At 49.2% G+C, this 21,690-nt stretch carries 22 protein-coding genes and 1 pseudogene; 16 read left to right on the top strand and 7 right to left on the bottom strand.

Annotated elements, in window-relative coordinates; translation table 11 throughout:
* Positions 1–42: 42 nt before the first annotated feature.
* Both BFC18_RS07590 and BFC18_RS07585 read left to right on the top strand, forming a co-directional pair.
* On the top strand, positions 43–723 hold the full coding sequence (locus tag BFC18_RS07590; protein WP_070124894.1) for a response regulator transcription factor: 681 nt from the start codon (positions 43–45) through the stop codon (positions 721–723).
* The gene (locus tag BFC18_RS07585; protein WP_070124892.1) at positions 720–2,120 is read left to right on the top strand and encodes a sensor histidine kinase; all 1,401 of its coding nucleotides are present in this window, start codon (positions 720–722) and stop codon (positions 2,118–2,120) included. The genes BFC18_RS07590 and BFC18_RS07585 overlap by 4 nt, the downstream gene beginning before the upstream one ends.
* Before the next feature lie 14 nt (positions 2,121–2,134).
* Here the strand turns inward: BFC18_RS07585 and BFC18_RS07580 are convergent, their stop codons facing one another.
* Positions 2,135–3,625, bottom strand: coding sequence for a DUF3360 family protein (locus BFC18_RS07580; protein ID WP_070124891.1), 1,491 nt, complete (start codon positions 3,623–3,625; stop codon positions 2,135–2,137).
* Between the two features lie 504 nt (positions 3,626–4,129).
* On the opposite strand from BFC18_RS07580, the gene BFC18_RS07575 reads away from it, so the two are divergent.
* A complete protein-coding gene (locus BFC18_RS07575) occupies positions 4,130–6,580 on the top strand; it encodes a membrane-bound PQQ-dependent dehydrogenase, glucose/quinate/shikimate family (RefSeq protein WP_070124889.1) in 2,451 nt (816 codons plus the stop codon).
* A 79-nt stretch (positions 6,581–6,659) separates the two neighbouring features.
* Here the strand turns inward: BFC18_RS07575 and BFC18_RS07570 are convergent, their stop codons facing one another.
* The 3 genes and pseudogenes from BFC18_RS07570 to BFC18_RS07565 all read right to left on the bottom strand — a co-directional run bounded on the left by BFC18_RS07570 (position 6,660) and on the right by BFC18_RS07565 (position 7,716).
* Complete coding sequence (locus tag BFC18_RS07570) at positions 6,660–7,199, bottom strand: DUF3833 domain-containing protein (RefSeq protein ID WP_070124887.1); 540 nt, start codon at positions 7,197–7,199, stop codon at positions 6,660–6,662.
* Positions 7,196–7,270, bottom strand: a pseudogene (locus BFC18_RS21890) (chalcone isomerase family protein); the annotation flags it as partial. The pseudogene BFC18_RS21890 and the gene BFC18_RS07570, both read right to left, overlap by 4 nt.
* A gap of 32 nt (positions 7,271–7,302) precedes the next feature.
* Positions 7,303–7,716: a hypothetical protein gene (locus tag BFC18_RS07565; RefSeq protein WP_083272966.1), complete on the bottom strand. Its 414-nt coding sequence runs from the start codon at positions 7,714–7,716 to the stop codon at positions 7,303–7,305.
* A 153-nt stretch (positions 7,717–7,869) separates the two neighbouring features.
* On the opposite strand from BFC18_RS07565, the gene BFC18_RS07560 reads away from it, so the two are divergent.
* The 5 genes from BFC18_RS07560 (at position 7,870) to mscL (ending at position 12,407) form a co-directional block, all read left to right on the top strand.
* Entirely contained in the window at positions 7,870–8,799 is a 930-nt protein-coding gene (locus tag BFC18_RS07560; RefSeq protein WP_070124886.1) for a 1-aminocyclopropane-1-carboxylate deaminase/D-cysteine desulfhydrase, read from the top strand.
* Positions 8,800–8,923: 124 nt separating this feature from the next.
* A complete protein-coding gene (locus tag BFC18_RS07555) occupies positions 8,924–9,325 on the top strand; it encodes a hypothetical protein (RefSeq protein ID WP_070124884.1) in 402 nt (133 codons plus the stop codon).
* A 93-nt stretch (positions 9,326–9,418) separates the two neighbouring features.
* Positions 9,419–10,621, top strand: a complete 1,203-nt coding sequence (locus tag BFC18_RS07550) for a saccharopine dehydrogenase family protein (protein ID WP_070124882.1) — start codon at positions 9,419–9,421, stop codon at positions 10,619–10,621.
* A 15-nt stretch (positions 10,622–10,636) separates the two neighbouring features.
* Positions 10,637–11,767, top strand: a complete 1,131-nt coding sequence (gene nspC, locus BFC18_RS07545; RefSeq protein WP_070124881.1) for a carboxynorspermidine decarboxylase — start codon at positions 10,637–10,639, stop codon at positions 11,765–11,767.
* A gap of 214 nt (positions 11,768–11,981) precedes the next feature.
* Positions 11,982–12,407, top strand: a complete 426-nt coding sequence (mscL, locus tag BFC18_RS07540; RefSeq protein WP_070124879.1) for a large conductance mechanosensitive channel protein MscL — start codon at positions 11,982–11,984, stop codon at positions 12,405–12,407.
* An 80-nt stretch (positions 12,408–12,487) separates the two neighbouring features.
* On the opposite strand, the gene BFC18_RS07535 is transcribed toward mscL, so the two are convergent.
* The gene (locus BFC18_RS07535; RefSeq protein ID WP_070124877.1) at positions 12,488–12,754 is read right to left on the bottom strand and encodes a hypothetical protein; all 267 of its coding nucleotides are present in this window, start codon (positions 12,752–12,754) and stop codon (positions 12,488–12,490) included.
* 98 nt (positions 12,755–12,852) lie between these two features.
* Entirely contained in the window at positions 12,853–13,701 is an 849-nt protein-coding gene (gene rsmI, locus BFC18_RS07530) for a 16S rRNA (cytidine(1402)-2'-O)-methyltransferase (RefSeq protein ID WP_070124876.1), read from the bottom strand.
* A gap of 216 nt (positions 13,702–13,917) precedes the next feature.
* Between rsmI and BFC18_RS07525 the strand changes: the two genes are divergently transcribed.
* The 4 genes from BFC18_RS07525 to BFC18_RS07510 are packed head-to-tail and all read left to right on the top strand — an operon-like array spanning position 13,918 to position 17,512.
* On the top strand, positions 13,918–15,927 hold the full coding sequence (locus BFC18_RS07525) for a penicillin-binding protein activator (RefSeq protein WP_070124874.1): 2,010 nt from the start codon (positions 13,918–13,920) through the stop codon (positions 15,925–15,927).
* A gap of 3 nt (positions 15,928–15,930) precedes the next feature.
* Positions 15,931–16,275: a YraN family protein gene (locus BFC18_RS07520; protein ID WP_070124872.1), complete on the top strand. Its 345-nt coding sequence runs from the start codon at positions 15,931–15,933 to the stop codon at positions 16,273–16,275.
* 50 nt (positions 16,276–16,325) lie between these two features.
* A complete protein-coding gene (locus BFC18_RS07515; protein WP_070124870.1) occupies positions 16,326–16,925 on the top strand; it encodes a phosphoheptose isomerase in 600 nt (199 codons plus the stop codon).
* 29 nt (positions 16,926–16,954) lie between these two features.
* Positions 16,955–17,512, top strand: coding sequence for a BON domain-containing protein (locus tag BFC18_RS07510; RefSeq protein ID WP_245680358.1), 558 nt, complete (start codon positions 16,955–16,957; stop codon positions 17,510–17,512).
* 110 nt (positions 17,513–17,622) lie between these two features.
* On the opposite strand, the gene BFC18_RS07505 is transcribed toward BFC18_RS07510, so the two are convergent.
* The gene (locus BFC18_RS07505; RefSeq protein ID WP_070124867.1) at positions 17,623–18,258 is read right to left on the bottom strand and encodes an RpiB/LacA/LacB family sugar-phosphate isomerase; all 636 of its coding nucleotides are present in this window, start codon (positions 18,256–18,258) and stop codon (positions 17,623–17,625) included.
* Between the two features lie 255 nt (positions 18,259–18,513).
* On the opposite strand from BFC18_RS07505, the gene BFC18_RS07500 reads away from it, so the two are divergent.
* The 4 genes from BFC18_RS07500 to BFC18_RS07490 all read left to right on the top strand — a co-directional run bounded on the left by BFC18_RS07500 (position 18,514) and on the right by BFC18_RS07490 (position 21,683).
* Positions 18,514–19,287 (top strand): IclR family transcriptional regulator, encoded by a 774-nt coding sequence (locus BFC18_RS07500; RefSeq protein WP_070124865.1) that lies wholly within the window; start codon positions 18,514–18,516, stop codon positions 19,285–19,287.
* A 27-nt stretch (positions 19,288–19,314) separates the two neighbouring features.
* Positions 19,315–19,404, top strand: coding sequence for a hypothetical protein (locus BFC18_RS22125; RefSeq protein WP_083272965.1), 90 nt, complete (start codon positions 19,315–19,317; stop codon positions 19,402–19,404).
* Positions 19,391–20,794 (top strand): MFS transporter, encoded by a 1,404-nt coding sequence (locus BFC18_RS07495; protein ID WP_070124864.1) that lies wholly within the window; start codon positions 19,391–19,393, stop codon positions 20,792–20,794. Before BFC18_RS22125 ends, BFC18_RS07495 begins: the two co-directional genes overlap by 14 nt.
* 217 nt (positions 20,795–21,011) lie before the next feature.
* Positions 21,012–21,683, top strand: a complete 672-nt coding sequence (locus BFC18_RS07490) for a GntR family transcriptional regulator (protein ID WP_070124862.1) — start codon at positions 21,012–21,014, stop codon at positions 21,681–21,683.
* Positions 21,684–21,690 lie beyond the last annotated feature (7 nt).

Raw genomic sequence — 21,690 nt, 5'->3', positions numbered from 1 at the left:
GCGTAAGAAGTCCTGTTAACATTAACTAGCAGAGCCGGATGTATGAAAGCGTTAATCATTGAAGACGATCCCACTGTTGCAGAACATATTCGCAGCGGATTGGAATCTGCCGGACACGAATGCTTTCATCAGAGCGACGGTAAAAATGGATTAAACCGGGCCCTTGATGAACATTTTGATCTGGTGATTCTGGACATCATGTTACCGGAAATGGATGGATTTACGGTGTTGGAAGAAATCAGAGCCGTACACCCCGCATTACCGGTATTATTATTGAGTGCTAAAAGTCAGGTAGACGATAAAGTTCGTGGGCTCCGCTCCGGTGCCAACGACTATCTCACCAAACCTTTTGCCATTGAAGAATTGCTAGCCCGCGCAGAGGGTCTTGCAGGTCGCCCTGGTGCTGCCAGCAAGGAAACAGAGCTGTCGGTAGGCGATTTAACATTAGATTTGCTTCGCCGGAAAGTGACCCGTGGCGAAACAGAAATCGACCTACAGGCGAAAGAGTTCCAACTGTTAGAATGTTTATTGCGAAACCGTGGCAAAGTGGTTACCCGCAGTATGCTGTTGGAACGGGTTTGGAATTATCACTTCGACCCGCAAACCAACCTGATTGATGTGCATATTAGTCGTCTGCGCCAAAAGGTAGATAAGACCTTCAACATACCGCTTATTGAAACGGTTCGCGGCACGGGATATCGCATTTCTGAGGGCCTCAGTTGATTGCAATTGGTGCGTTTACCCGCAGCTCAAGCTTCCGGGTAGGCGCGCTCTTTACCGCTTTATCTTCCGCCGGGATCTTGTTTATCTTCTATTTCTGGTCGCTGGCCGACGACGACAAGCTGCTGGCTGAAGCCCACTCCGCCATTGCTGCAGAAAAATTCCTTTTCTCCGAACTATATCGTAGCGGCGATATCGAGCAAACGATATCCAGTGTGAACCGGCGAGTGAGTTTGCCGAGTAACGACACACTCGTGGCACTGTACGACAGTAATCAGAAAATTCTTGCCGGCAATCTACAACGCTTACCAGACCACGACGCAACAAACGTTCCCGTTATTCTCTCGTTACCCATCACCGAATACCTGAGCAAGGCCGTAGCGAATGACAGCTACCTCGCCACCAGCGATTACTTCTTAATAGATGACATTCCTTTAGGGGAATACCGCATCATGGTGGCGCGAAGCGTAGAAGCACTTTACAGCACGCAGAAAATTGGTCGCGCCCTTGGCTGGCTGTTTATTGTTATGTTGGTAATGATTGCTGCACTGAGTTTTGGTGTTGCCATTTACGTGGTAAACCGTATTAACCGCATGTCGCGCACCGCCAGTGACATTATGGACACGGGAAATCTGGCTGCGCGCATGGAGATAGACAGTAACTGGGATGACTTAAGCCGACTGGCAATCGTGTTTAACAAAACCCTGGATAAAATCGAAAACTCAGTGAAAAACATCAAGCAGGTTTCAGATAACATTGCCCACGATCTGCGCACACCGCTGACCCGCCTTCGCGGTAAGCTTGAGCGCATGCCTGACAGCGAACTTCGCGACGATGCCATGGCTGAAGCCGACAACTTACTGGGTATATTTAACAGCCTGCTGCGCATTGCTGACGTGGAAAGTGAGCGACAGCGCGCCGGATTTGAGCGCGTTGCCCTGCATACTGTGGTGAATGACGTTATCGATTTGTACGAACCGCTGTTAGAAGATCAGCAAGTCAGATTAACCACAAACATCGATGCCGTTGAGATTGAAGGCGATCCGCACTTGCTGTTTCAGGCACTCAGTAACCTGGTCGACAACAGTCTTAAGCATGCGAAAAGTAGTGGTCGCATTGAGGTGCTGCTGAAGCAATACGGAAACCGAAACATCATTGCCATATTCGACAGCGGCAGAGGCCTGCCCACGGCTGAATTTGAAAACCTGGACCGGCGGTTTTATCGAGCCGAGCAAAGTCGCACCACCCCTGGTAACGGCTTGGGCTTGTCGATGGTGAGCGCGGTGACATCGTTGCACTACGGGACACTGTGGTTTGTCGATAACCCACTGTGTGAGACAAGCGGGTTTGGTGTGGTAATGAGTCTGCCAGTGCGATCAAGCAAGAGCCTGTCGCACTAGCCATCTAACTTATCTTACATCAATGCCGGAATACCCGGCAGCAAGCCTACCAACGCCATCACTGTTGTTAGGATCACAAACATGGCTCCTGGAATGATCCAGCGACTCATATGAGACAATTCAGCACTGCGTTCCTTACTCCCAATCAGACCCAGGTTATCTAACAACATGGTGAGAGACCAGCCAAATGCCGGATTCACCAATGAGCTGGCAAATACCACTATTGCCGCAGACTGGGTGGTTTTCCCTTCACGGGTCATTTCCATACCGGCTTCCAGCAGTGGAACAAATACACCCACAATCAACGCGACACAGAGTACCGGTTCCCAAATTGCTAAATCCATGGGATAGCCCATCACCGCCGCCAACACACAAAATAGCGCCGTTAAGATTGCCCCTGCTGGAATGGGACGCTTGGCAATGGCCGCAGGCACCATGTAAGTCCCCCAGGAAGAGGTAAAATTCGCACCGCCCATTAAAGAGCCGGCAACCTGGCGGGTAGCGGCAGATACCATGGTATCGTCGATATTCATATGCACCCGCTCGGTTCTGGCCGGATAGCTGATCTTCTGAAACACCTGGTGGCCAAGGAAATCCGGCGACCACATGGCTACAGCCAGCACTGCGAAAGGCAGTACTACAACAAAGTTTTCTACCGTGGGTAACCCTAGCATCCAGCCAGTGTCATCGCCCCACCAGTACATGGGATTGAAGTTAGGTAAACCAGGACCAGTGGAAAATTCAAACGGTGCCCCGAGCAAAAATGCGACCCCGCCGCCAATAAGACAGCTAAGCGGCACTGCCAGCCAACGCTTTTTCCAATGTTCCAGCAACGCATACAAAATGATAGTGGAAAAGATAACGATAAAGGCGATGTGCGCCATATCAATGCCTTCAGCCCAGGCGATGAGCTTTTTCACCTGCGATGTGGTGCCAATGAATCCCAGGTATAGCAACAAACCACCGCACACACCGCGGCTGGTAAGGCTGGCGAGCAAACTTCCCCCTTTGAACACAGCGAGCAGTAAGCCAAAAATACCAATCAACAAACCAAATGCCATGGGATGACCACCAGCCGCCACCACAATTGGGATCAGCGGAATAAGCGGTCCGTGCGTACCTGCCAGGTTGGCGGTAGGCAGGAAAAAGCCAGAAAACAGCAAAATAAACACCGATACGATAATTAACTCGTAGCGCACGTTTTCAAGAATGAAACCATCGCCCAACCCCAGCTGACTGGCGAACGTTGCTGCAATTGCCCCCACCATGACGACTTTACCGATGGTTGCGGCGAGCGCGGGAATGGTGTCTTCCCATTCAAAACGATAATCTTTAAACGGTAAATTTGGGCGCCAGCGCTTTGGCGCCATGATTTGCAACTCGTGCTCTAAATAGTCATCGCGACTGCTAAACGATGAAGACGGCTTGTGTAAGTCGGCGTATTGCCCTGATTTATTCGGCTCAGCATCAGAGGACGGCTGATCAAATTCAGTACGTGTTCCCATACTTTCTCCGGGTGACTAGAAAAGAAAGCCCATCCTATGTGAAGAAAACACGCAAAGATGTTAATTAAACTAGAAAAAATTAACACCAAACAAACAAGTGCGTATTAGTGAACAATATCACCTCTTTCTAATGGTTGCTGAAATACCGTCATCCGTCATAAAAGCGGTGAATACACTGCCGCACTTACCGTTAACATCTTCATAACATAAGTACCTACGCTATTAGTCGTATATCCATGATCAATCGCAATGAAATTCCCCAAAATGGCCTTGCTAAGTGATTTGTCGGCAATCGGCAACACCTTATCGCAATCGTGACAGAAGCTTGAACCATTCACCTTATTTGCCGTATCGACCCATATGGTTAGTTTCGCCACAGCGCATGAAACCAACCCTCTTCCGGGCAGTGCAGCAGTATGCCCACCCGCGATGCCAAACGCATACGCGAATCTCTGACTTCCTGTTCGGAAGCCTGGTCTGTAACTTAAACAGAAGGATGGTAATGTGACTTCATCCAGTCAGAAAAAAACCAGCAAATTCACACTATTCGTGGCGTTATTGCTGCTTATCTGTGGTCTTCCCCTGCTTATTGGTGGTGGTTGGCTTGCTGCCGTTGGTGGCAGTTTTTATTATCTTCTTGCCGGTATTGGCATGCTTGTTTCCGCTTTTCTGCTGGCGAAAAACCAGCGCGCGGGCGTATGGGTTTATGGCTTAGTGGTGCTGGGAACCGTGCTTTGGGCGGCCTGGGAATCAGGGCTTGATTATTGGCGCTGGGTACCCCGACTCGATGTTGTCATGGTGCTTGCACTGTTTGTAGCGCTAACGATGCCACGCCTGCGCCAACCATTTAGCAAGAAAACCGCTTACGGCTATGCGGGAGCCTCTGTGGTGGTATTTGCAGTAGCGTTCGCCCTGGCGTTTGTGCCTTATGGATTTAATCAGTACGACGATGTTCCTGTCACCGCAAAAACCTCTTATAAAACGTTTACCGGCAACAGTGATATTTCCGACGCCCCTGCCGACGGTGACTGGCCCTCTTATGGACGCGATAACGCGGCCACCCGTTATTCTCCACTGACACAGATTAACCTTGAAAACGTGGATCAACTCGAACGTGCCTGGGAGTTTCGTACCGGTGAAATGGATGTGAAGAGTTGGGGTGCAGAAACCACGCCTATTAAAGTCGATGACCGACTTTATCTTTGTTCAGGTTTAAACAAGATGTTTGCGCTGGACAGCCGCACCGGCGAAAAAATCTGGCAGTACAATGCGGGACTCGATCAGATAGACATTCCATACACAGCGGCCTGTCGTGGTGTGGCGTACTATGAAACACCAGCATCGGCAATGGCCGACGGTCAGACAACCTGCAAGGCTCGAATTATTGAAGGCACGCTGGATGGACGCATTATTGAGGTGGATGCTGAAACCGGCAAACCCTGCGAAGACTTCGGCAATAACGGTCAGGTCAGTATTAAAGAGCACATGGGCGAAACCCCGAACGGCTATGTGGCCATTACGGGTGTACCTAATGTGGTACAAGGTGTGATTGTAACCGGTCATCAAGTAATAGATGGTCAGGCACGCTACGAACCTTCAGGTGTCATTAAAGGTTTTGATGCAGTAACCGGCGAATTGAAGTGGGCTTGGGACATGGTGCGCCCTGATATCGACACCATTCCACCGGAGGGCGAAACCTATACCCGTGGTACACCGAACATGTGGACCACAGGTACCGGTGACAACGAGCTTGGTTTAATTTATCTGCCTATGGGTAACTCCACGGCAGATTACTACAGCTCCATGCGCCGCGAAGAAGAACATGAATATTCCAGCTCACTGGTGGCCATTGACGTTAATACCGGTAAACCAGTTTGGCATTTCCAAACCGTACATGCAGATGTGTGGGACTACGATTTAGGTTCACAAGTGACGCTGCTGGACTTCCCCACCGAAAATGGCACTGTGCCGGCACTCATGCTGCCATCAAAACAAGGCGACTTGTATGTGCTTGATCGCCGCACCGGTAAACCGCTCACCGAAGTCACTGAAAAACCGGTACCTGTGGGCGGCGTAGAGCCACAAGAGCGTAGTCCTACGCAACCTTTCAGTGGCTATCACGCTTTGCGTAAACCCGATCTGACACCGCAGGATATGTGGGGCATCACCCCGTTCGATCAGCTTGCCTGCCGAATTCAGTATCAGGAAGCCGCTTATGATGGCATGTACACCGCACCCACCGTTGACCAGCGCTGGATTCAGTATCCTAGCTATAACGGCGGATCAGACTGGGGCAGTGTGGCTATCGATCCCGTTCGTGGCGTTATGATTGCCAACTACAACGACATGCCCATGTACAACAAGCTGGTACATCGGGAAGAAGTGAATGAAGAAGGTTGGCTAACCCGGGCGCAAGAAAACGAAAAATTTGGCGGCCCCACCGGTGGTGCAGAAGGCGCGGGTGATCCCCAGGTTGGCACCCCGTACGGCATTGATGTCAATGCGGGCTGGCGCTTACCGTTCACTGGTTTACTGTGCAAAGAACCTCCTTACGGCGGTATCCGTGCTATTGAGCTTGCCTCGGGTAAAACTCTGTGGGACAGACCGCTGGGTACCGCCCGTAATAATGGTCCGTTTGGTATTGCGTCCCACCTGCCAATCAACATCGGCACACCGAATAACGGGGGCTCTGTAGTGACTGCCGGTAATCTTATCTTTATTGCTGCAGCCACTGACGGCCTTATCCGTGCTATTGATATTAACACTGGAGACACGGTATGGCAGGACGAGCTGCCCACCAGCGCCCAGGCGAATCCTATGGTGTATGAGCAAGATGGTAAGGAATATCTGGTGATCATGGCTGGCGGCCATCACTTCATGGAAACCCCGGTTGGCGACTATGTGATTGCCTACGCCCTGCCGGACTCCATAACAGGTGCAGCGGGTAGTCGCTGAAATTAAACTTCAATCCATAAAAAACGCCTCATTTCGAGGCGTTTTTCATTTGTAGCTTATTATTCTTGCACGGAAATCCCTATTGCTTCTGCATAAATATGGTCACTTCCGCCATGGTGATGCCAAATTTCTTGATGTAAGAGCGGTTCATCATGGTGTCTTCAGACATGCCAAAAAACCAGTCGTCAAAGGCGACTTCATAGGTGGTATCATCAACAGGTAAATCCATGGAATAAGCGAAGTTAAAAGCATTGCCATAACTGGTGCCTTTTGCGGTTCCCAGAATATCGCCCGCTTCACCGGCAAACGTATTGTTTCCGGTAGGTGTGATGCGCCAGGTTCGGTTTTTCACACCGTCGCCTAACTGATAGTTAAATGACTCGTCCAAAATCAGTGTATCACCGTCATGTCGGGCATCAATATCAACAATAAATCGTTGCACCACCTCACCAGAACGGTTCTGTACAATGCCCCAGGCTTTCACTTTGCCGTCGAAAAAATCATACAGATCAAATTTCGGCTGCTGATTCGTGTACGCATCGCTTTGCACTGAGCCCGCACAACCCGTCAGACTTCCCATCAACAAGGCCGCTGCTGCCAACATCGCAAACTTTTTCATTCTTTTTCTCCCAGTAGTTGTTCTCGCATTTCCGGTTCAGACGTATTTTCAGACAGCCAGATACCAAAAAAGGCGCGGGTAAATGCAGGATCGTCAACGTTGCCTACAGCCTCGCCATTAAAAAAAAAAAGCGGGTATGTCTATCCGCATTGACTTCACCCGTGAGTGTGTCGCCGTCAGATACATCCGGGAAGATGGCGGTCATCGTAGACTGCCACTCAGCCAGCTTATCTTCGTCTTTCAATCCCTGCTTGCGCATCTCTTTTGCCGAGCGTTCAGCGATATCACGCCCTTTCAAGTCGCGCAGATATGTCAGCTCTAGCGCGAAGGGTTTATCCTCGGCCCATTTGCCGTTTGGCGCGTAGAGCACTGCATCGTACACATCCCAAAGGAGGTAAGTCAGCCTGGCTTTCCCCACCTTGTTACTATCGGTGGAGAGTCGCTCAGGGTCTGCTAAAACAGGCGCAGCATGAGTAAGGCTTAACAGTAAAAGCGCGACAACATTGAGCTTAGGCATGGCGTACTCCTTTCTTATTTAATGTTTACAGGCTTTACGAAGGGCGTGATCATTCATTAACATCTGTTAATGTAGTCTGCTTACCGATATCTGCCACGGTCGGTAGTTGGCGGCCGCCCTCGAATGGAATTCGGCCAATGAATCAGGAGCGTTATGCAAGACAAAGTCGTCGTTTCAGACACTCAGCTTTCGGAAGTTGCCGAAAAAATGTTGGCGCTGACCACGCCAAGCCCACTTACCGACTTCAAACCAGACTGGCCAGGCGCTGAATTTGTTAGCATGCAAATAAAGCGAGACGATGTCATTCACCCGATTATTTCCGGAAATAAGTGGCGCAAACTAAAACATACTTTGAATGCCCTACCCGGCAGTTGTCGACACATCATCAGTTTTGGTGGCGGCTTTTCTAATCATCTTCATGCCTGCGGTTATTTATGCATGAAATTGGGAATTCGCTTCACCGCACTGGTACGCGGCGATTACACCGCCAATCCCACGCCGATGTTACGCGACTTAGCCTCGTGGCAAGCCGACATTCAGTACCTGGATAAGACCACGTATGCCAAACGAACCGATCCTATTTGGCTGGAAAACTTGCAAAAACAGTATCCTGAGTCTGTACTTATTCCTGAAGGTGGCAGTCAGGCTCACGCACTTAAAGGGGTGGCGGAGCTGTTAGAAGAAGACAACAGCGCGTGTGACCATATTGTGGTTCCTGTTGGCAGCGGCGCCACCTTGGCCGGTTTAATTGGCGCAAAAAGTCATCCGGTTTCCGTAACCGGTATTGCCGTTTTGAAAGGCGAAGGCTATCTGGAGTCGCTGGTGCAAGCGTTACTACCAGCAACGGGGCAACAACACCCATGGCAAATTCTGCACGACTATCATCAAGGTGGCTATGGTAAGCGAAACGCTGCACTGACAAGCTTTTGCGATGATATGACACAGCAGTACGATGTGCCGGTTGAGCCCGTCTATTCTGGTAAATTGTTGTTCGCGATCAAAGATTTGCTCGAAAAGCGATTCTTCCCCGATGGCACAAGGCTAAGAATCGTGCATACTGGTGGTCTTCAAGGAGCAAGATAATGTGATCTGTCGGTGTAAGAATTACGTTCTAAACCATGTAAACCTTACAGTTTTTCACTGCACCGGGTTGCCTTTTTCAGGAACAGCTACTCGCGCGTTCCAAACGCTATAAAGGAGAGCCACATTGATAAATAATCCGCAACAGCTGCCTGAACCTCTGCAATTGCTGGTAAACCGTTCCCTGCAGTTGTGTGAACTGATGTTGCCGCACTGCAGTGCCCTTTATCCGTTTGCTGCTATTTATGAAGACGGTCGTGTGGGTTGCTTGTTTGCCGATGATCGATGCCACGGCGAAAATGAAAGCTATCTCATCGAGCAATTACAGTGGCGTATTATCGACACCACTACCGATACGGAAAGTTACAGTGTGCTGGTGTATGCGGCCACAGTAACCACCGACAGACATAAGCAATTGAATGCGATTGCCATCAATGCAGGGCATCCAAATGGCGATGAAACCATGCTACTCTACCCCTACTTTCGTGTGGGGAAAAAAATCGTTGTCTCCCCTCCAATTCCAGGCTGAAAAAATGCTGCCAGCAGGCTAACTTTGCTTGCCAAAAAGTTGATGTCTGCTAGCATTCAGCGCAAATTTACCTAACGTCACGGAAACAAGAATATGTCTCGCGTTTTAATTATTGGTGCTGGCGGCGTCGCTGCTGTAACCGTTAAAAAATGTGCCCGTCTGCCTGAATATTTTGACGAAATTTATCTGGCCAGCCGTACCGTTTCTAAATGCGAAGCGCTGCAAAACGAAATTGGCGCCGACCGTATCAAAGGTGTCTTTGCTGTAGACGCCGACAACGCAGCTGAAGTAGAAAAGCTGATCAACGAAGTTAAGCCTGATTTGGTGGTAAACCTGGCATTGCCTTACCAGGATCTGCCAATTATGGACGCCTGTCTGGCAACCAAAACTGACTATCTGGATACCGCGAACTACGAGCCAAAAGATGTGGCTAAGTTTGAGTACAGCTGGCAGTGGGCGTATCAGGACAAGTTTAAAGATGCTGGCATCATGGCGCTATTGGGTTCGGGCTTCGATCCGGGTGTAACCAACGTTTATACGGCGTATGCGGCTAAGCACTACTTCGACGAAATCCATTATCTGGATATCGTTGATTGTAACGGCGGTGATCACGGTCAGGCGTTTGCTACTAACTTCAACCCTGAAATCAACATTCGTGAAATCACCCAGCGCGGTCGTTTCTTTGAAGAAGGCGAGTGGAAAGAAACCGACCCACTGAGCGTTCGTGAAGATCTGGACTATCAGAACATTGGTGTACGTGCTTCTTACCTGATGTTCCACGAAGAGCTGGAATCCATCGTTAAGCACTTCCCTACCCTGAAACGCGCCCGTTTCTGGATGACTTTTGGCGATGCCTACCTGAACCACCTGCGCGTGCTGGAAGGTATCGGCATGACCAGCATCGAACCGGTTGAATTCCAGGGCCAGAAAATTGTGCCGCTTGAGTTCTTAAAAGCCGTTCTGCCTAACCCAGGCTCACTGGCTGAAGGCTACACCGGCATGACCTGTATCGGTACCTACATTACCGGTATTAAAGACGGCAAAGAAAAGACTATCTTCATCTACAACAACTGTGACCACGCAGTATGTAACGAAGAAGTGGGCGCACAAGCCGTTTCTTACACCACCGGTGTACCCGCTATGATTGGCGCCATGATGATGCTGCAAGGCAAATGGCACAAGCCTGGCGTGTGGAACATGGAACAGTTCGATCCTGATCCGTTCATGGACGAGCTGAACAAGCACGGCCTGCCTTGGCACGTGATTGAATGTGACGAAAGCCCGTTCAAAAAGTAATTCGGAGTATTTGCGTTGACTGATTTAACTCAGCGATCTGATGTGCCTTCTCCTGCCTACGTGCTGGAAGAAGCGAAGCTCATCCGCAATCTTGAGCTGATGAAACGCGTGCAAGACGAGTCTGGGGCAAGAATTATTCTTGCCCTCAAAGGCTTCTCTATGTGGTCGAGTTTCGACATCATCAAACCTTACCTTCACGGCGCCACAGCCAGCTCTGTCTGGGAAGCCAAACTGGCCGCTGAAATGGGTAAAGAAGTGCATGCGTTCTCGCCTGCTTATAAAAAAGCAGACATGGCTGAGCTTAAAAAGCTGGTCAACCATATCTCGTTTAACAGCTTGAATCAGTGGCAAACCTACAAAGATGACTTGCCGAATGTGTCCAAAGGCATCCGTATTAATCCTGAACACCAGGAAGCGGAGACCCCGCTGTACGATCCTGCGGCGCCAGGCTCACGCTTAGGCATTCGCGTAGCTGAGCTTGAAGGTGTGGATTTAACTGGTATTGAAGGCTTTCACTGTCACAACCTGTGTGAGTGTGATTCCTTTGCTACCGAACGCACCCTGCTGGCTATCGAGAAGCGTTTTGCCAAATGGCTGCCAACGCTGAAATGGCTGAACTTAGGTGGCGGTCACCTGATGACCCGCGCCGGTTACGACGTGGATCATCTGATCAAAACACTGAAAGACTTCAAAGCTCGTCATCCGAATCTGGATGTCATTCTTGAGCCGGGTTCTGCGGTTGCATGGCAAACCGGTCCGTTAATCGCGGAAGTGGTAGATATTGTTGAGAACGAAGGCAAGATTGCCATTCTTGATATTTCCGCTACTGCGCATATGCCTGACGTACTGGAAATGCCTTACCGTCCGGCAATTCGCGGTGCCGCAATGCCAGGCGAGAAGGCGTATGACTATCGCTTAGGTGGCAATTCCTGCTTGGCAGGTGATGTTATCGATACCTATTCCTTCGATAAGCCTCTGGAAATCGGCGATCGTCTGCAGTTTGAAGATATGATTCACTACACCATGGTAAAAACCACGTTTTTCAATGGTGTGGAGCATCCATCAATTTGTATTCTGCGGAAAGACGATAAGCTGGACGTGATTCGCCAATTCACCTACGAAGACTTCAAAGGCCGTCTGTCATAAGTCAGCCTTTCCAATTAATCTGCAAAAGCGCCTTCATGGCGCTTTTCTTTTATCTATCCCTTACATTTATCATACAAGCCCGTATTCACCTTAGCGTGAGCCGCCGAATTTCGAACGGTTAACCTTTATCTAAATAGCAGGTTGAACTTCTCTATTTCCGGCAATGTATAAACCGAAACGCATCTAAACAATTTCTTGAATTTTCGGAGTCGTAATGTGGAAAGACTTTAAAAGCTTCATTGCCAGAGGCAATGTGCTGGACTTGGCCGTGGGTATTATCATTGGTGCAGCCTTTACAACCATCGTCAAATCGCTGGTAGATGATATTTTAATGCCGGTCATCGGCCTGTTCACCAAAAATGTTAATTTTTCAGATCTTTATCTGAATTTATCCGGTGGCGAATATGCCACATTAGAAGCGGCGAAAACCGCCGGGGCAGTAACGGTAAATTATGGTTTGTTCATTAATGCCGTGATCAACTTTCTTATTGTGGCGGCGGTGGTATTTATGATGGTGAGAACGCTAAACAGGCTGAAAGAAAAAGCTGAAGACCCAAAAGATACCAGCATCAAAACCCCTCAGGATATAAAACTACTTCAGGAAATTCGCGACGCATTGGTAGAGCGCAAAGCCCCCTGAATCATAGCGACAGGAAAGCCAACGCTTTCCTGTCGATATTTATTGGCCTGCACGGACAGCTTGGCGGAGTAATTCGCCAACTAAATGACTGTACTGCCACGACAAATACCGGTATCCCCTACCGTGTCATCTAGCAACAATTCGCCGTCGAGATAGATTTTGAATTCTGTGCCTTCAGGGGCACTGATACTGTATTCCAATGCATACATGTGCTCTTCATGCACATGCACCGTGGCTTCCTTTTTAGGGTAAACAAGGTCGTAAATGCCGTTGTCGTTGCGCTCAGCAACCACATCCAACATCCAGGTTCCTTTTGCGATTTCGATTGATAACACCCTTTCGATCATGGTCGTTCCTTATCTTCGTTGCCGCCACGTTAAAATGACAGCGGCCTTACCGAATTGAGGCAATGTCTGCCTGTACGACTATTCTACGCCTGATATTTTCAATGTTGGCTGTCATCCATATCAAGACCAGCCTGATACAACGCATTTTTCTTAAGATTATAGTGTTCTGCTACAATCGCAGCAGCCTTCTTCAGCGGCAATACAGGCTTCAATGAACTGAGCAATGCCAGAGCTTCTGGCGGTAATTCCCGAGGCACGTCTTCAACGCCACTGATCATCAACACAAACTCGCCTTTTTGACGCACGGGGTCAGCTTCGAGCCATTCTGCGACTGATTCAGCCGAGCCAACTACGTAAGTTTCAAAGGTTTTCGTCAGCTCTTTGGCCAGAACAATATGACGCTCATTCCCCAATGTTTTCTTCACATCGTTGATGGTATCGAGCACCCGGCGCGGCGCTTCGTAGTAAACGGTGGTAAATGTACGTTCTTTCAGTGTTTCCAGCACATGTGAACGAGGCCCGGTTTTCGGCGGCAGAAAGCCTTCAAACATAAAGCGGTCTGTAGGCAAACCCGATGCACTGAGCGCTGTAATGGCCGCACAGGGGCCAGGAAGTGCAATCACATTGATCCCCTCCTCCCGACATCGACGCACCAATACAAAGCCCGGGTCGCTGATAAGCGGCGTGCCGGCATCACTAACTAGTGCCACCGATTCCCCTTCTTTCAAACGCTGACATAGCATGGCTGTGCGCTTGTCTTCATTGTGCTCGTGCAATGACATGGTGCGGGTAGAAATAGTGAAATGCTGCAGTAATTTGTGCGTATGACGGGTATCTTCTGCCGCAATCCAATTCACTGATTTCAGTGTTTCCAGCGCACGGGGCGAAATGTCATCAAGATTACCAATTGGGGTAGGCACAATATAAAGCGTTGCAGATTCGATCATAGCGCGAGCTCACAGAATAAACATTAGATTGGCTGCCCTGTTTCGAAGCAAAGACATCGATACAGTGAACAAACACTTAGGTTGTGTTTAAACAGCGGGGCCACCAGAGATTAGGGATGATTGTACCATGTCATAAGGCCAGTTTATTCATGCAAACGTAGATTTTCTGCCTGTTTCCGTTAAACTGACCCGGTATCCAGGTAGAAGGAATTCTCGGTGAATTTGTCCGCAAGCTGTCTTCGTATCCCCCAACTTTCTCTCATCGCCAGCGCACTGTTCTTTGCAGGCTGTGGAAGCACACCAGCTCCAAAACAAACCCGGGCGCCGGTGAAAAGTGTTATCGATAAACCCGCCGTAGATGTAGAGGTCACACCGGCGCAATTACTTAGCGATGCGCAAAGTGTGTGGTTAAACGAGCGCGATACTGAACAGCGCAATGCGCTATTATTAGCCGCAGTTGGGCTTTATCTCGATGAAGGGCAAACTAGTAAAGCGCAACAAATTCTGCTTTCTCTCAAGCAAAGTCCTTTATCTGAAGAACACAGCATTCTCACTAACTTGTATACCGCCAAGGCTTACATGGCGCAGCCTAGCGTGACAGAGTCTGAACTGCTAGCACTGCTCCAACCGCTTTCTGGCGATCAAGCTGTGCGTCAGCAACAGCAAGAGTTGAACTCGCAGTTGTATGCGCAACAGCATCAATGGCTGGCTGCGGCTGATGCCCTCATCGACAGTCGCGATGCCGACGAAGAGTTGGTGTCTCAGGTGTGGCAGTGGGTAAATGCAGCTTCAGACAAAGAACGTGTCGCTGCAGAAGCCCGATTTTCCAGCCTCCGACCATATTTAGCACTGTATGATTTAGCTGAACAAAAAGGCCTGAATGCCGCCGCTCTTAATCGTTCCTTAGCGCAATTCAGCCGGGTATTTCGGGGTCATCCCCTGGTTCAGTTCCTGCCAGCAGAAATTTTGGCTGCCACTCAGGCAAATGTCACCGAACCTCAAGAAGTTGTGGTTCTGCTTCCGCTTAGCGGTAAACTTGCTGCCACTGGTACTACCGTAAAAGAGGGCTTGCTATCGGCCTATTATCAGCAAAGTAACGACAACGAATCCCGTCGTGCGCCGGTAAAATTGCATTTCGTTGATACCGTTGACAAATCCGCTGACGACCTCTCAGCCGCTGTGGCGGGTTATCGCTGGGTAATTGGCCCCCTGCTAAAAGAAAACGTGGATGCCATCATTAACCGGGTCTCACCTGAAACCTACATGCTGGCATTGAACCGCGCAGAATTCCCCACCGATTCAACAATGCCACCAGCTACCAATTCTGTGCTTGAGAGCAGCAATGTTCCTGTACTTGCAGATATTACTCTGCAAGCAGAACAAAGCTTAAATACACTGGCACAGGCCAAAGCAAAACATGCCTTTTTCGCACTCGCGCCAGAAGACGAAGCCGGACAACTGGCGGATTTTATTTATCAAAATGGCTATAAGACGCCAATCGTGGTGTCGGCACAAAATAGTGTAAACCAACGAATGAAAAGCGCGTTTACCGCCCGTTGGCAAACGCTGAATGACAATGTCGCCCGCAATAAAAAAGTGAAGTTAACCACGGTTGATTTCACCGATAGTAACAGCCTGCGGGAAGGCATTACTGCCTCGTTGGATGTGGCGCAAAGTCGCGATCGCATCAAGCAAATCGAATACATGGTCAACGAGAAACTGTATAACGTGCCCCGGAACCGCCGGGATGTTGATGCCATCATCGTTTTTGCTTCGCCAGAGCAAACCGAGTTGCTTAACCCCATGGTGGAAGCCAGCCTGAGCCCGTTCAATGGCCAAACGGTTCCCGTGTTCGCCACGTCACGCTCTATCGAATACGATGACAGCAAAAACCAATGGCGTGATCTACAAAACGTACGCTTCCTCGATATGCCGTGGATGATGCCGCAAAGTCAGTGGCAGGATTTACGATCGCAGTCTCAGGCATTATGGCCTCAACGTAGTACCAATATGTCGCGACTGTTTGCATTTGGTGTTGATGCCTACAACCTCCTCCCCCACGTGCCGAGTATGATGACACTGCCGCAAACTAAAGTTGATGGCCTTAGTGGTACCATGCGAATTAACGCAAAAGGTGAAGTTATTCGCACGCTGCCCCAGGCCATTATCGATAATCAGGCAGTGAAATTACTCTCTGAAGACGGATCAATTTCTGCCGGACGCTAACCTATGGCGGCGAGCACTCAAATTGGTCAGCTAGGTGAACAAAAGGCCCGACAATATCTTGAAGATCAGGGCCTTTCGTTTATCTGCGCGAATTACTCCGCAAAAACCGGTGAACTTGACCTTGTAATGCAAGACAATGAAACTATTGTTTGCATCGAGGTGAAGTACCGCGATGATGATGCTTATGGCAGCGCCGTCGACTTCGTTACCCCATCTAAATTAAGAAAAGTAAAACGCACCTTTGAACATTATTTACTGTCTCGGGGCCTTAACCCAATTCACACACTCATGCGAGTGGATGTGGTAGCATTAGATGGTAACAAGCTGAACTGGCTGAAAAATGTGTAAGGCGCTAGCCGCCCATCAGGCAAGCAGAGACGTAACCTAAGTAAAATAATATGATAGAAAAAATAAAAGCGAATTTTACCGAAAGTATTCAAACTAAGATTTCTGCCATCGAGATCCTGCCTGAAGCCATAGAAAAAGCAGCGTACATGATGGTGGAAGCGCTTATTCGTGGCAATAAAATTCTTACTTGCGGCAACGGTGGCTCAGCCAGCGACGCCCAGCGCTTCTCCTCAGAAATGCTCAATCGCTTTGAGCGCGATCGTCCAAGTTTGCCGGCGATTGCACTTAGTACCGACACCTCTACATTAACCGCCATTGCCAACGACACCGCCTTCGACGAGGTGTTTGCCAAACAGGTGCGGGCACTGGGTCAACCCGGTGATATCTTGCTGGCTATCTCCAGCAGCGGCAATGCCAGAAACGTGATTGCAGCTGTTGAGGCAGCACTTTCAAGAGATATGACGATTGTTGTGCTTACCGGCCGGGATGGCGGAGAAATTGCTGGTTTCTTAAGTGAGCACGATGTAGAAATTCGCGTGCCGTCTAACCGCACGGCGCGAATTCAGGAAGTTCATCTACTTGCCATTCACAATTTATGTGAATGCATTGATGATATGTTATTCCCTGCAGACCATGGAGACGAACATTAATGTGGTGTAGTACAAGGAAAGCACTCTGTGTGGTAACCGCACTTACCCTGTTATCAGGCATGCAAGGCTGTGCCGTGGTTGCCGTTGGCGCTGCCGGTGCATTAACGGCCAAGGTCGCCAACGACCGTCGCACGGTAGGCACCCAGCTTGATGATCAGACAGCCGAAGGCCAGGTGTCTTATCAGTGGTCGAAAAGCGATGCGCTGAAAAAAAGCACCAACCTGCAGATTGATATCTACAACGGTGTTGCGCTGGTGACAGGCCAGGCGCCAAGCCAAAGTCTTATTGATGAGGCAATTGCCGGTGTGGAACAAATTGAGTACGTGCAGAAGATCCACAACCAGATCCGCCTGCAAATGCCTATTGAAGCCTCAACCCAGGCCAACGATATTTGGCTGGCATCAAAGGTCAAAACCAAATTACTGGCTGACGAACGCGTCCCTTCTCTACAGGTTCGGGTTATTGTACAAAATAGCGAAGTGTTTTTAATGGGCCGTGTAACTAACCAGGAAGGCACGTATGCGGTAGAGATTGCCCGTAACGTCAGTGGTGTTCAGCGGGTCATTCGTGCGTTTGAAATTATGTAATATATACGGGTAATCGCGCCCATTATTCCGCACAAATTGCGTTTCTAGCGCGCAAAAAAATGCCGACATTGCTGTCGGCATTTTTAAAGGTTTCATTTGCGCTTAATGCGTTAGCTTATCCAGCTTTTTACGAGTGCACTTAACTCTTCAGACTGGCTGTTCGAAAAGAAACATTCCTGGAATTGCGCTCCGCCAACCGCTTGCTTAACCAAATCTTCAGGGAGTGCCTTCAGCGCTTCCACAATAGGTTTGTTCGTTGCGGCTTTCACATCGTTAAGGATAACCGCATTGGCATTTTGCGATTCGCGGCGCTCTGGCGGGTAACCCAGACCGGTTTCGCCGGTGAAGGCCTTTTCAAAAATATAGCGTACGTTCAGTTCCGCGCCCCAGCCAAACCCTTTGGCAAACGGCAGCGCCAGCGCATTACCGTCGTTAATTTGGGCAAACAGATACGCATCTGCAGGGTCGATGCAGTAACCACAGACCACACCAGGGTAGGCATTCAGAGACATCAGCGCGCCCTGACCTGTACCGCAACCCGACACAACAAAATCTACTGCTTTACTGTTTAGCAGCAACGCAGAAATAATGCCCAAATGAATGTAAGTAAGGCGATGGTCATCATCATCTTTCATACCTACGTTAAAAATCTCGTGACCCTGTTGTTGACCAACAGCTTCAAGTTGCTCAAGTACCACAGCATTTTTCGATGCCTGGCTAAATTCGTTCATTAATGCAATGCGCATGGGGTGTTCATCTCCATTTCAGGTTATGGCAGAAATGTTGGCGACTATCAGATACAAAGTAAACGATAGACATCTGGTTTCGGGATTTCGTTTCATATATGAAAAAATTGGCGAATAGGTATGCAATTAAAAACTTCTCGGTTAGCTCGAAGGCGGGTGTACAATGCAGGCTCAGGAAACAGCTATCATGACAACCGGCACGATTTTTTCTCTTTTTCAGCGCTTCTCGTGTCGTGATTGTAAAAAAGGAATTTTATGGACAAATACCTGATCCCCAGTGTTACTCACGCCTGCGAAATCTTCAGACTGCTGGCATCCGTGCCTGCTGGCCTGAGCATGTACGAATTAGAGCAAGCCATGGATCTTCCCCGCACAACATTGTTCCGGTTACTCAGAACCCTTTGCCACGAGCAGATGCTGGAAAAAAAAGGCAAAAAATACCTGTGCGGAAATGAACTAACCCGACTGGGTCTGCATATGATTAATGCTGACCATTTACATCAGGTGGCGGTGCCACATATTCAGCGACTGGCATTAAAAAGCGGACACACGGCGCACCTTGCGGTTCCTAATAATGGTAAAATTCTCATTGTAGAAGTGGTAGATAGCCCGAATCCACTCATGGTGTCTAAACGCCCAGGGGGAACGGCGCAAATGCACTGTACCGCCACGGGAAAGGTTTTTCTGGCAAACTTGTTCTTTGAACAGCTCGACGAGATCATCGAACAGAATCCACTGGAAAAACACACAGAATTTACCATCACCGACAAAGCCGGGTTAATAAAAGAACTCAATCGGGTCATTGCGAGCGGTTATGCTGTGGACGAGCGAGAACTCAATCCAGAGGTGCGCTGCCTGGCTGCACCTATCAGGAATAATCAGGGGGTGGTTGTTGCCTCCATTGGCATAACGGCGCCCGCAGTGAGCTTCACTAAATCAGCTATTCCTGCGGTAGCCGAACTCGTAAAAGAAGCGGCGAGAAATATTTATAAAGATGCTTATCAACAGCGTCTATCTGAATCAACCTGAATCTAGTTCGATGAACTCTGGGTACGCTTGAATACAGGACGCTTTAATACAGGACTCTTTAATACAGGGCTCTTTAATACAGGGCTCTTTAATATAGGAATTTATGCAAAGACTTGACCGCCAGACTGCCACTGCACTACTGGTTGCTGCAACCTTATTTATGGAGGTGCTGGACTCCACCATCATCACCACTGCCTTGCCAATCATCGCCAAAGACTTTGGGGTTGCCGCTGCGCACCTCTCGGTGGGGATCTCAGCCTACCTGGTGGCCGTAACCGTGTTTGTGCCCATATCAGGCTGGTTGGCAGATCGCATAGGTCCTAAGGTAATTTTCAGCGCGGCAATTTGTGTCTTTGTGCTGGCGTCTTTGTTATGTGCAATCAGTTCCGACCTCTACACGTTCACCGCCGCCAGAGTACTTCAGGGCGTAGGCGGCGCCATGATGGTGCCGGTAGGCCGTCTGGTTGTTATCCGTACTTTACCCAAAAAAGATTTTGTTCGTGGCATGGCAATTCTTACCTGGCCCGCCTTGGCGGCGCCTTTGATTGGCCCTGTGCTGGGTGGTTGGATAGCAGAAACCTTCAGTTGGCACTGGATATTTCTGATGAATGTACCGCTGGGAATGCTGGCGCTCATCGCCGGCTTTTACCTGATAAATAACAACAAAGGCGAGCCTCAGCCATTTGATATTAAAGGTTTCATGCTTAGCGGTATTGGCTTCGGGTTGTTTATGGCCGGGCTAGAGTCATTCAGCAGCCGCCCCGAAAACTTACTTTTTCCCTCGCTACTCACCGGTGCTGGTGTATTACTTCTGGTTCTTACTTTCTGGCATATGCACCATGCAGAAAACCCGTTGTTCTCGCTAAAAGCCATCTCGGTTCAAACCTTTAGAGTGACGGTAATGGGCGGTTCAGCCATACGCATGGGTTTAGCCAGTGCCCCCTTCCTCATTCCGTTAATGTTACAACTTGGCTTTGGTTACACCGCGGTTCAAGCAGGCTCATTATTTATATGGCTCTTCGCCGGGAATTTGGCAATGAAACCGGCCACAACCTGGATCATGAATACGTTTGGCTTCCGCACTGTGCTGCTCACTAATACCCTGCTCATTGCGCTGAGCTTTGTTCTGATTGCACAATTTACTGCACAAACCCCTTACCTGATTATGGTGCTGGTGTTGTTTTTCAGTGGAATGACGCGCTCAATGCACCTTACGGTACTGAACACCATCAACTTTGCCGACATTCCACAACACGAAATGCGTGATGCCAATACACTCAGTGCCGTGGTGATGCAAATGACCCGAGGATTAGGTATTACTTTTGGCGCACTCACCCTTGCTTTGGCCACGTTTATCACCGGCACCTCCACAGAAGACCCGTCTATTTTTGATTTTTCACTGGCATTTTATATGTTAGCCGCGGTCACCTTACTCGCACTGATAGACAGTTCCCGGCTACCTGCTAATGCCGGCGAAGCCATTTTAAATAAACGGGCAAAAGCCTGAATGCAGTGATGAGCGTGGCGTAGCCTGCTGCACCACGGCTTCCTTTCTCTCTTTTTCATACCGACATTGTGCAATGTCTGACAGACAACCCGCCACAGCGAAATATCCTTCAAATTGTCGACGATTGTCGACAAAATTCGGGTAAGCAGGTTGACTAACACCATAATCACGCCTACATTGTCGACAGTTTAGTTAACAAGTTGTTGAACTTTTAAGTATGGAAATAGCCGCAGAAAGCGCCGTAACCCACGCTGATAAAACATTTTTCCGGCTTCGTAAGGACATTGTGGAAGGTGTCATTGAGGCTGGTTCTAAACTCAGCGAAACCGAATTGTCGACAAAATACGATGTTAGCCGCGCTGTTATTCGTGAAGCAATTAATCGTCTTACCGCCAGTCATTTGGTTGAACGGCGCGCCAATGTGGGTGCTCGTGTTGTCAGTCTTTCTCCTCAGGGTCTTGTCGAACTTTATCAGGTACGTGAAGCCCTTGAAGGTATGGCAGCTCGCCTTGCCGCCCAGAACATGAATCAGCAGGAAATTGACGATTTACAAGGTTTGCTGAACGACCACTTCGATGAGGTGAAAGACGGTCAGCGTTATTACCAGGAAGCCGGTGATGTGGACTTCCATTACCGCATTGTTCTGGGAAGTAAAAACCAGCACCTCATTTCCGTGCTTATCGATGGCATTTATCACCTAGTGCGTATGTACCGCGTGCAGTTCGGCATGGCCGGGCCTCGTGTCACCACCGCCTTCGACGAACATCGTCACATCGTACAGGCCATCGCCAATCGTGATGGTGAATTAGCAGAAATGCTCATGCGCCGACACATTTTGTATTCGAAAAACAATATCGAACGCAAACTTCTTCACACTTCACCGCATTAAACGGAGA

This window comes from Alteromonas confluentis (genome assembly GCF_001757105.1).
Lineage (GTDB): Bacteria > Pseudomonadota > Gammaproteobacteria > Enterobacterales > Alteromonadaceae > Alteromonas > Alteromonas confluentis.
This window is presented reverse-complemented; position numbering and strand designations above follow the sequence as displayed.

What these genes read in the sequence shown, in the direction of transcription:
- BFC18_RS07515 (WP_070124870.1), top strand. Translation starts at nt 16,326, where the DNA reads ATGATAGAAAAAATAAAAGCGAATTTTACCGAAAGTATTCAAACTAAG.
- BFC18_RS07500 (WP_070124865.1), top strand. Translation starts at nt 18,514, where the DNA reads ATGGACAAATACCTGATCCCCAGTGTTACTCACGCCTGCGAAATCTTC.
- BFC18_RS07505 (WP_070124867.1), bottom strand. Translation starts at nt 18,258, where the DNA reads ATGCGCATTGCATTAATGAACGAATTTAGCCAGGCATCGAAAAATGCT.
- BFC18_RS07580 (WP_070124891.1), bottom strand. Translation starts at nt 3,625, where the DNA reads ATGGGAACACGTACTGAATTTGATCAGCCGTCCTCTGATGCTGAGCCG.
- mscL (WP_070124879.1), top strand. Translation starts at nt 11,982, where the DNA reads ATGTGGAAAGACTTTAAAAGCTTCATTGCCAGAGGCAATGTGCTGGAC.
- BFC18_RS07550 (WP_070124882.1), top strand. Translation starts at nt 9,419, where the DNA reads ATGTCTCGCGTTTTAATTATTGGTGCTGGCGGCGTCGCTGCTGTAACC.
- BFC18_RS07570 (WP_070124887.1), bottom strand. Translation starts at nt 7,199, where the DNA reads ATGAAAAAGTTTGCGATGTTGGCAGCAGCGGCCTTGTTGATGGGAAGT.
- BFC18_RS07495 (WP_070124864.1), top strand. Translation starts at nt 19,391, where the DNA reads ATGCAAAGACTTGACCGCCAGACTGCCACTGCACTACTGGTTGCTGCA.
- BFC18_RS07535 (WP_070124877.1), bottom strand. Translation starts at nt 12,754, where the DNA reads ATGATCGAAAGGGTGTTATCAATCGAAATCGCAAAAGGAACCTGGATG.
- BFC18_RS07490 (WP_070124862.1), top strand. Translation starts at nt 21,012, where the DNA reads ATGGAAATAGCCGCAGAAAGCGCCGTAACCCACGCTGATAAAACATTT.
- BFC18_RS07565 (WP_083272966.1), bottom strand. Translation starts at nt 7,716, where the DNA reads ATGCCTAAGCTCAATGTTGTCGCGCTTTTACTGTTAAGCCTTACTCAT.
- rsmI (WP_070124876.1), bottom strand. Translation starts at nt 13,701, where the DNA reads ATGATCGAATCTGCAACGCTTTATATTGTGCCTACCCCAATTGGTAAT.
- BFC18_RS07560 (WP_070124886.1), top strand. Translation starts at nt 7,870, where the DNA reads ATGCAAGACAAAGTCGTCGTTTCAGACACTCAGCTTTCGGAAGTTGCC.
- BFC18_RS07590 (WP_070124894.1), top strand. Translation starts at nt 43, where the DNA reads ATGAAAGCGTTAATCATTGAAGACGATCCCACTGTTGCAGAACATATT.
- BFC18_RS07520 (WP_070124872.1), top strand. Translation starts at nt 15,931, where the DNA reads ATGGCGGCGAGCACTCAAATTGGTCAGCTAGGTGAACAAAAGGCCCGA.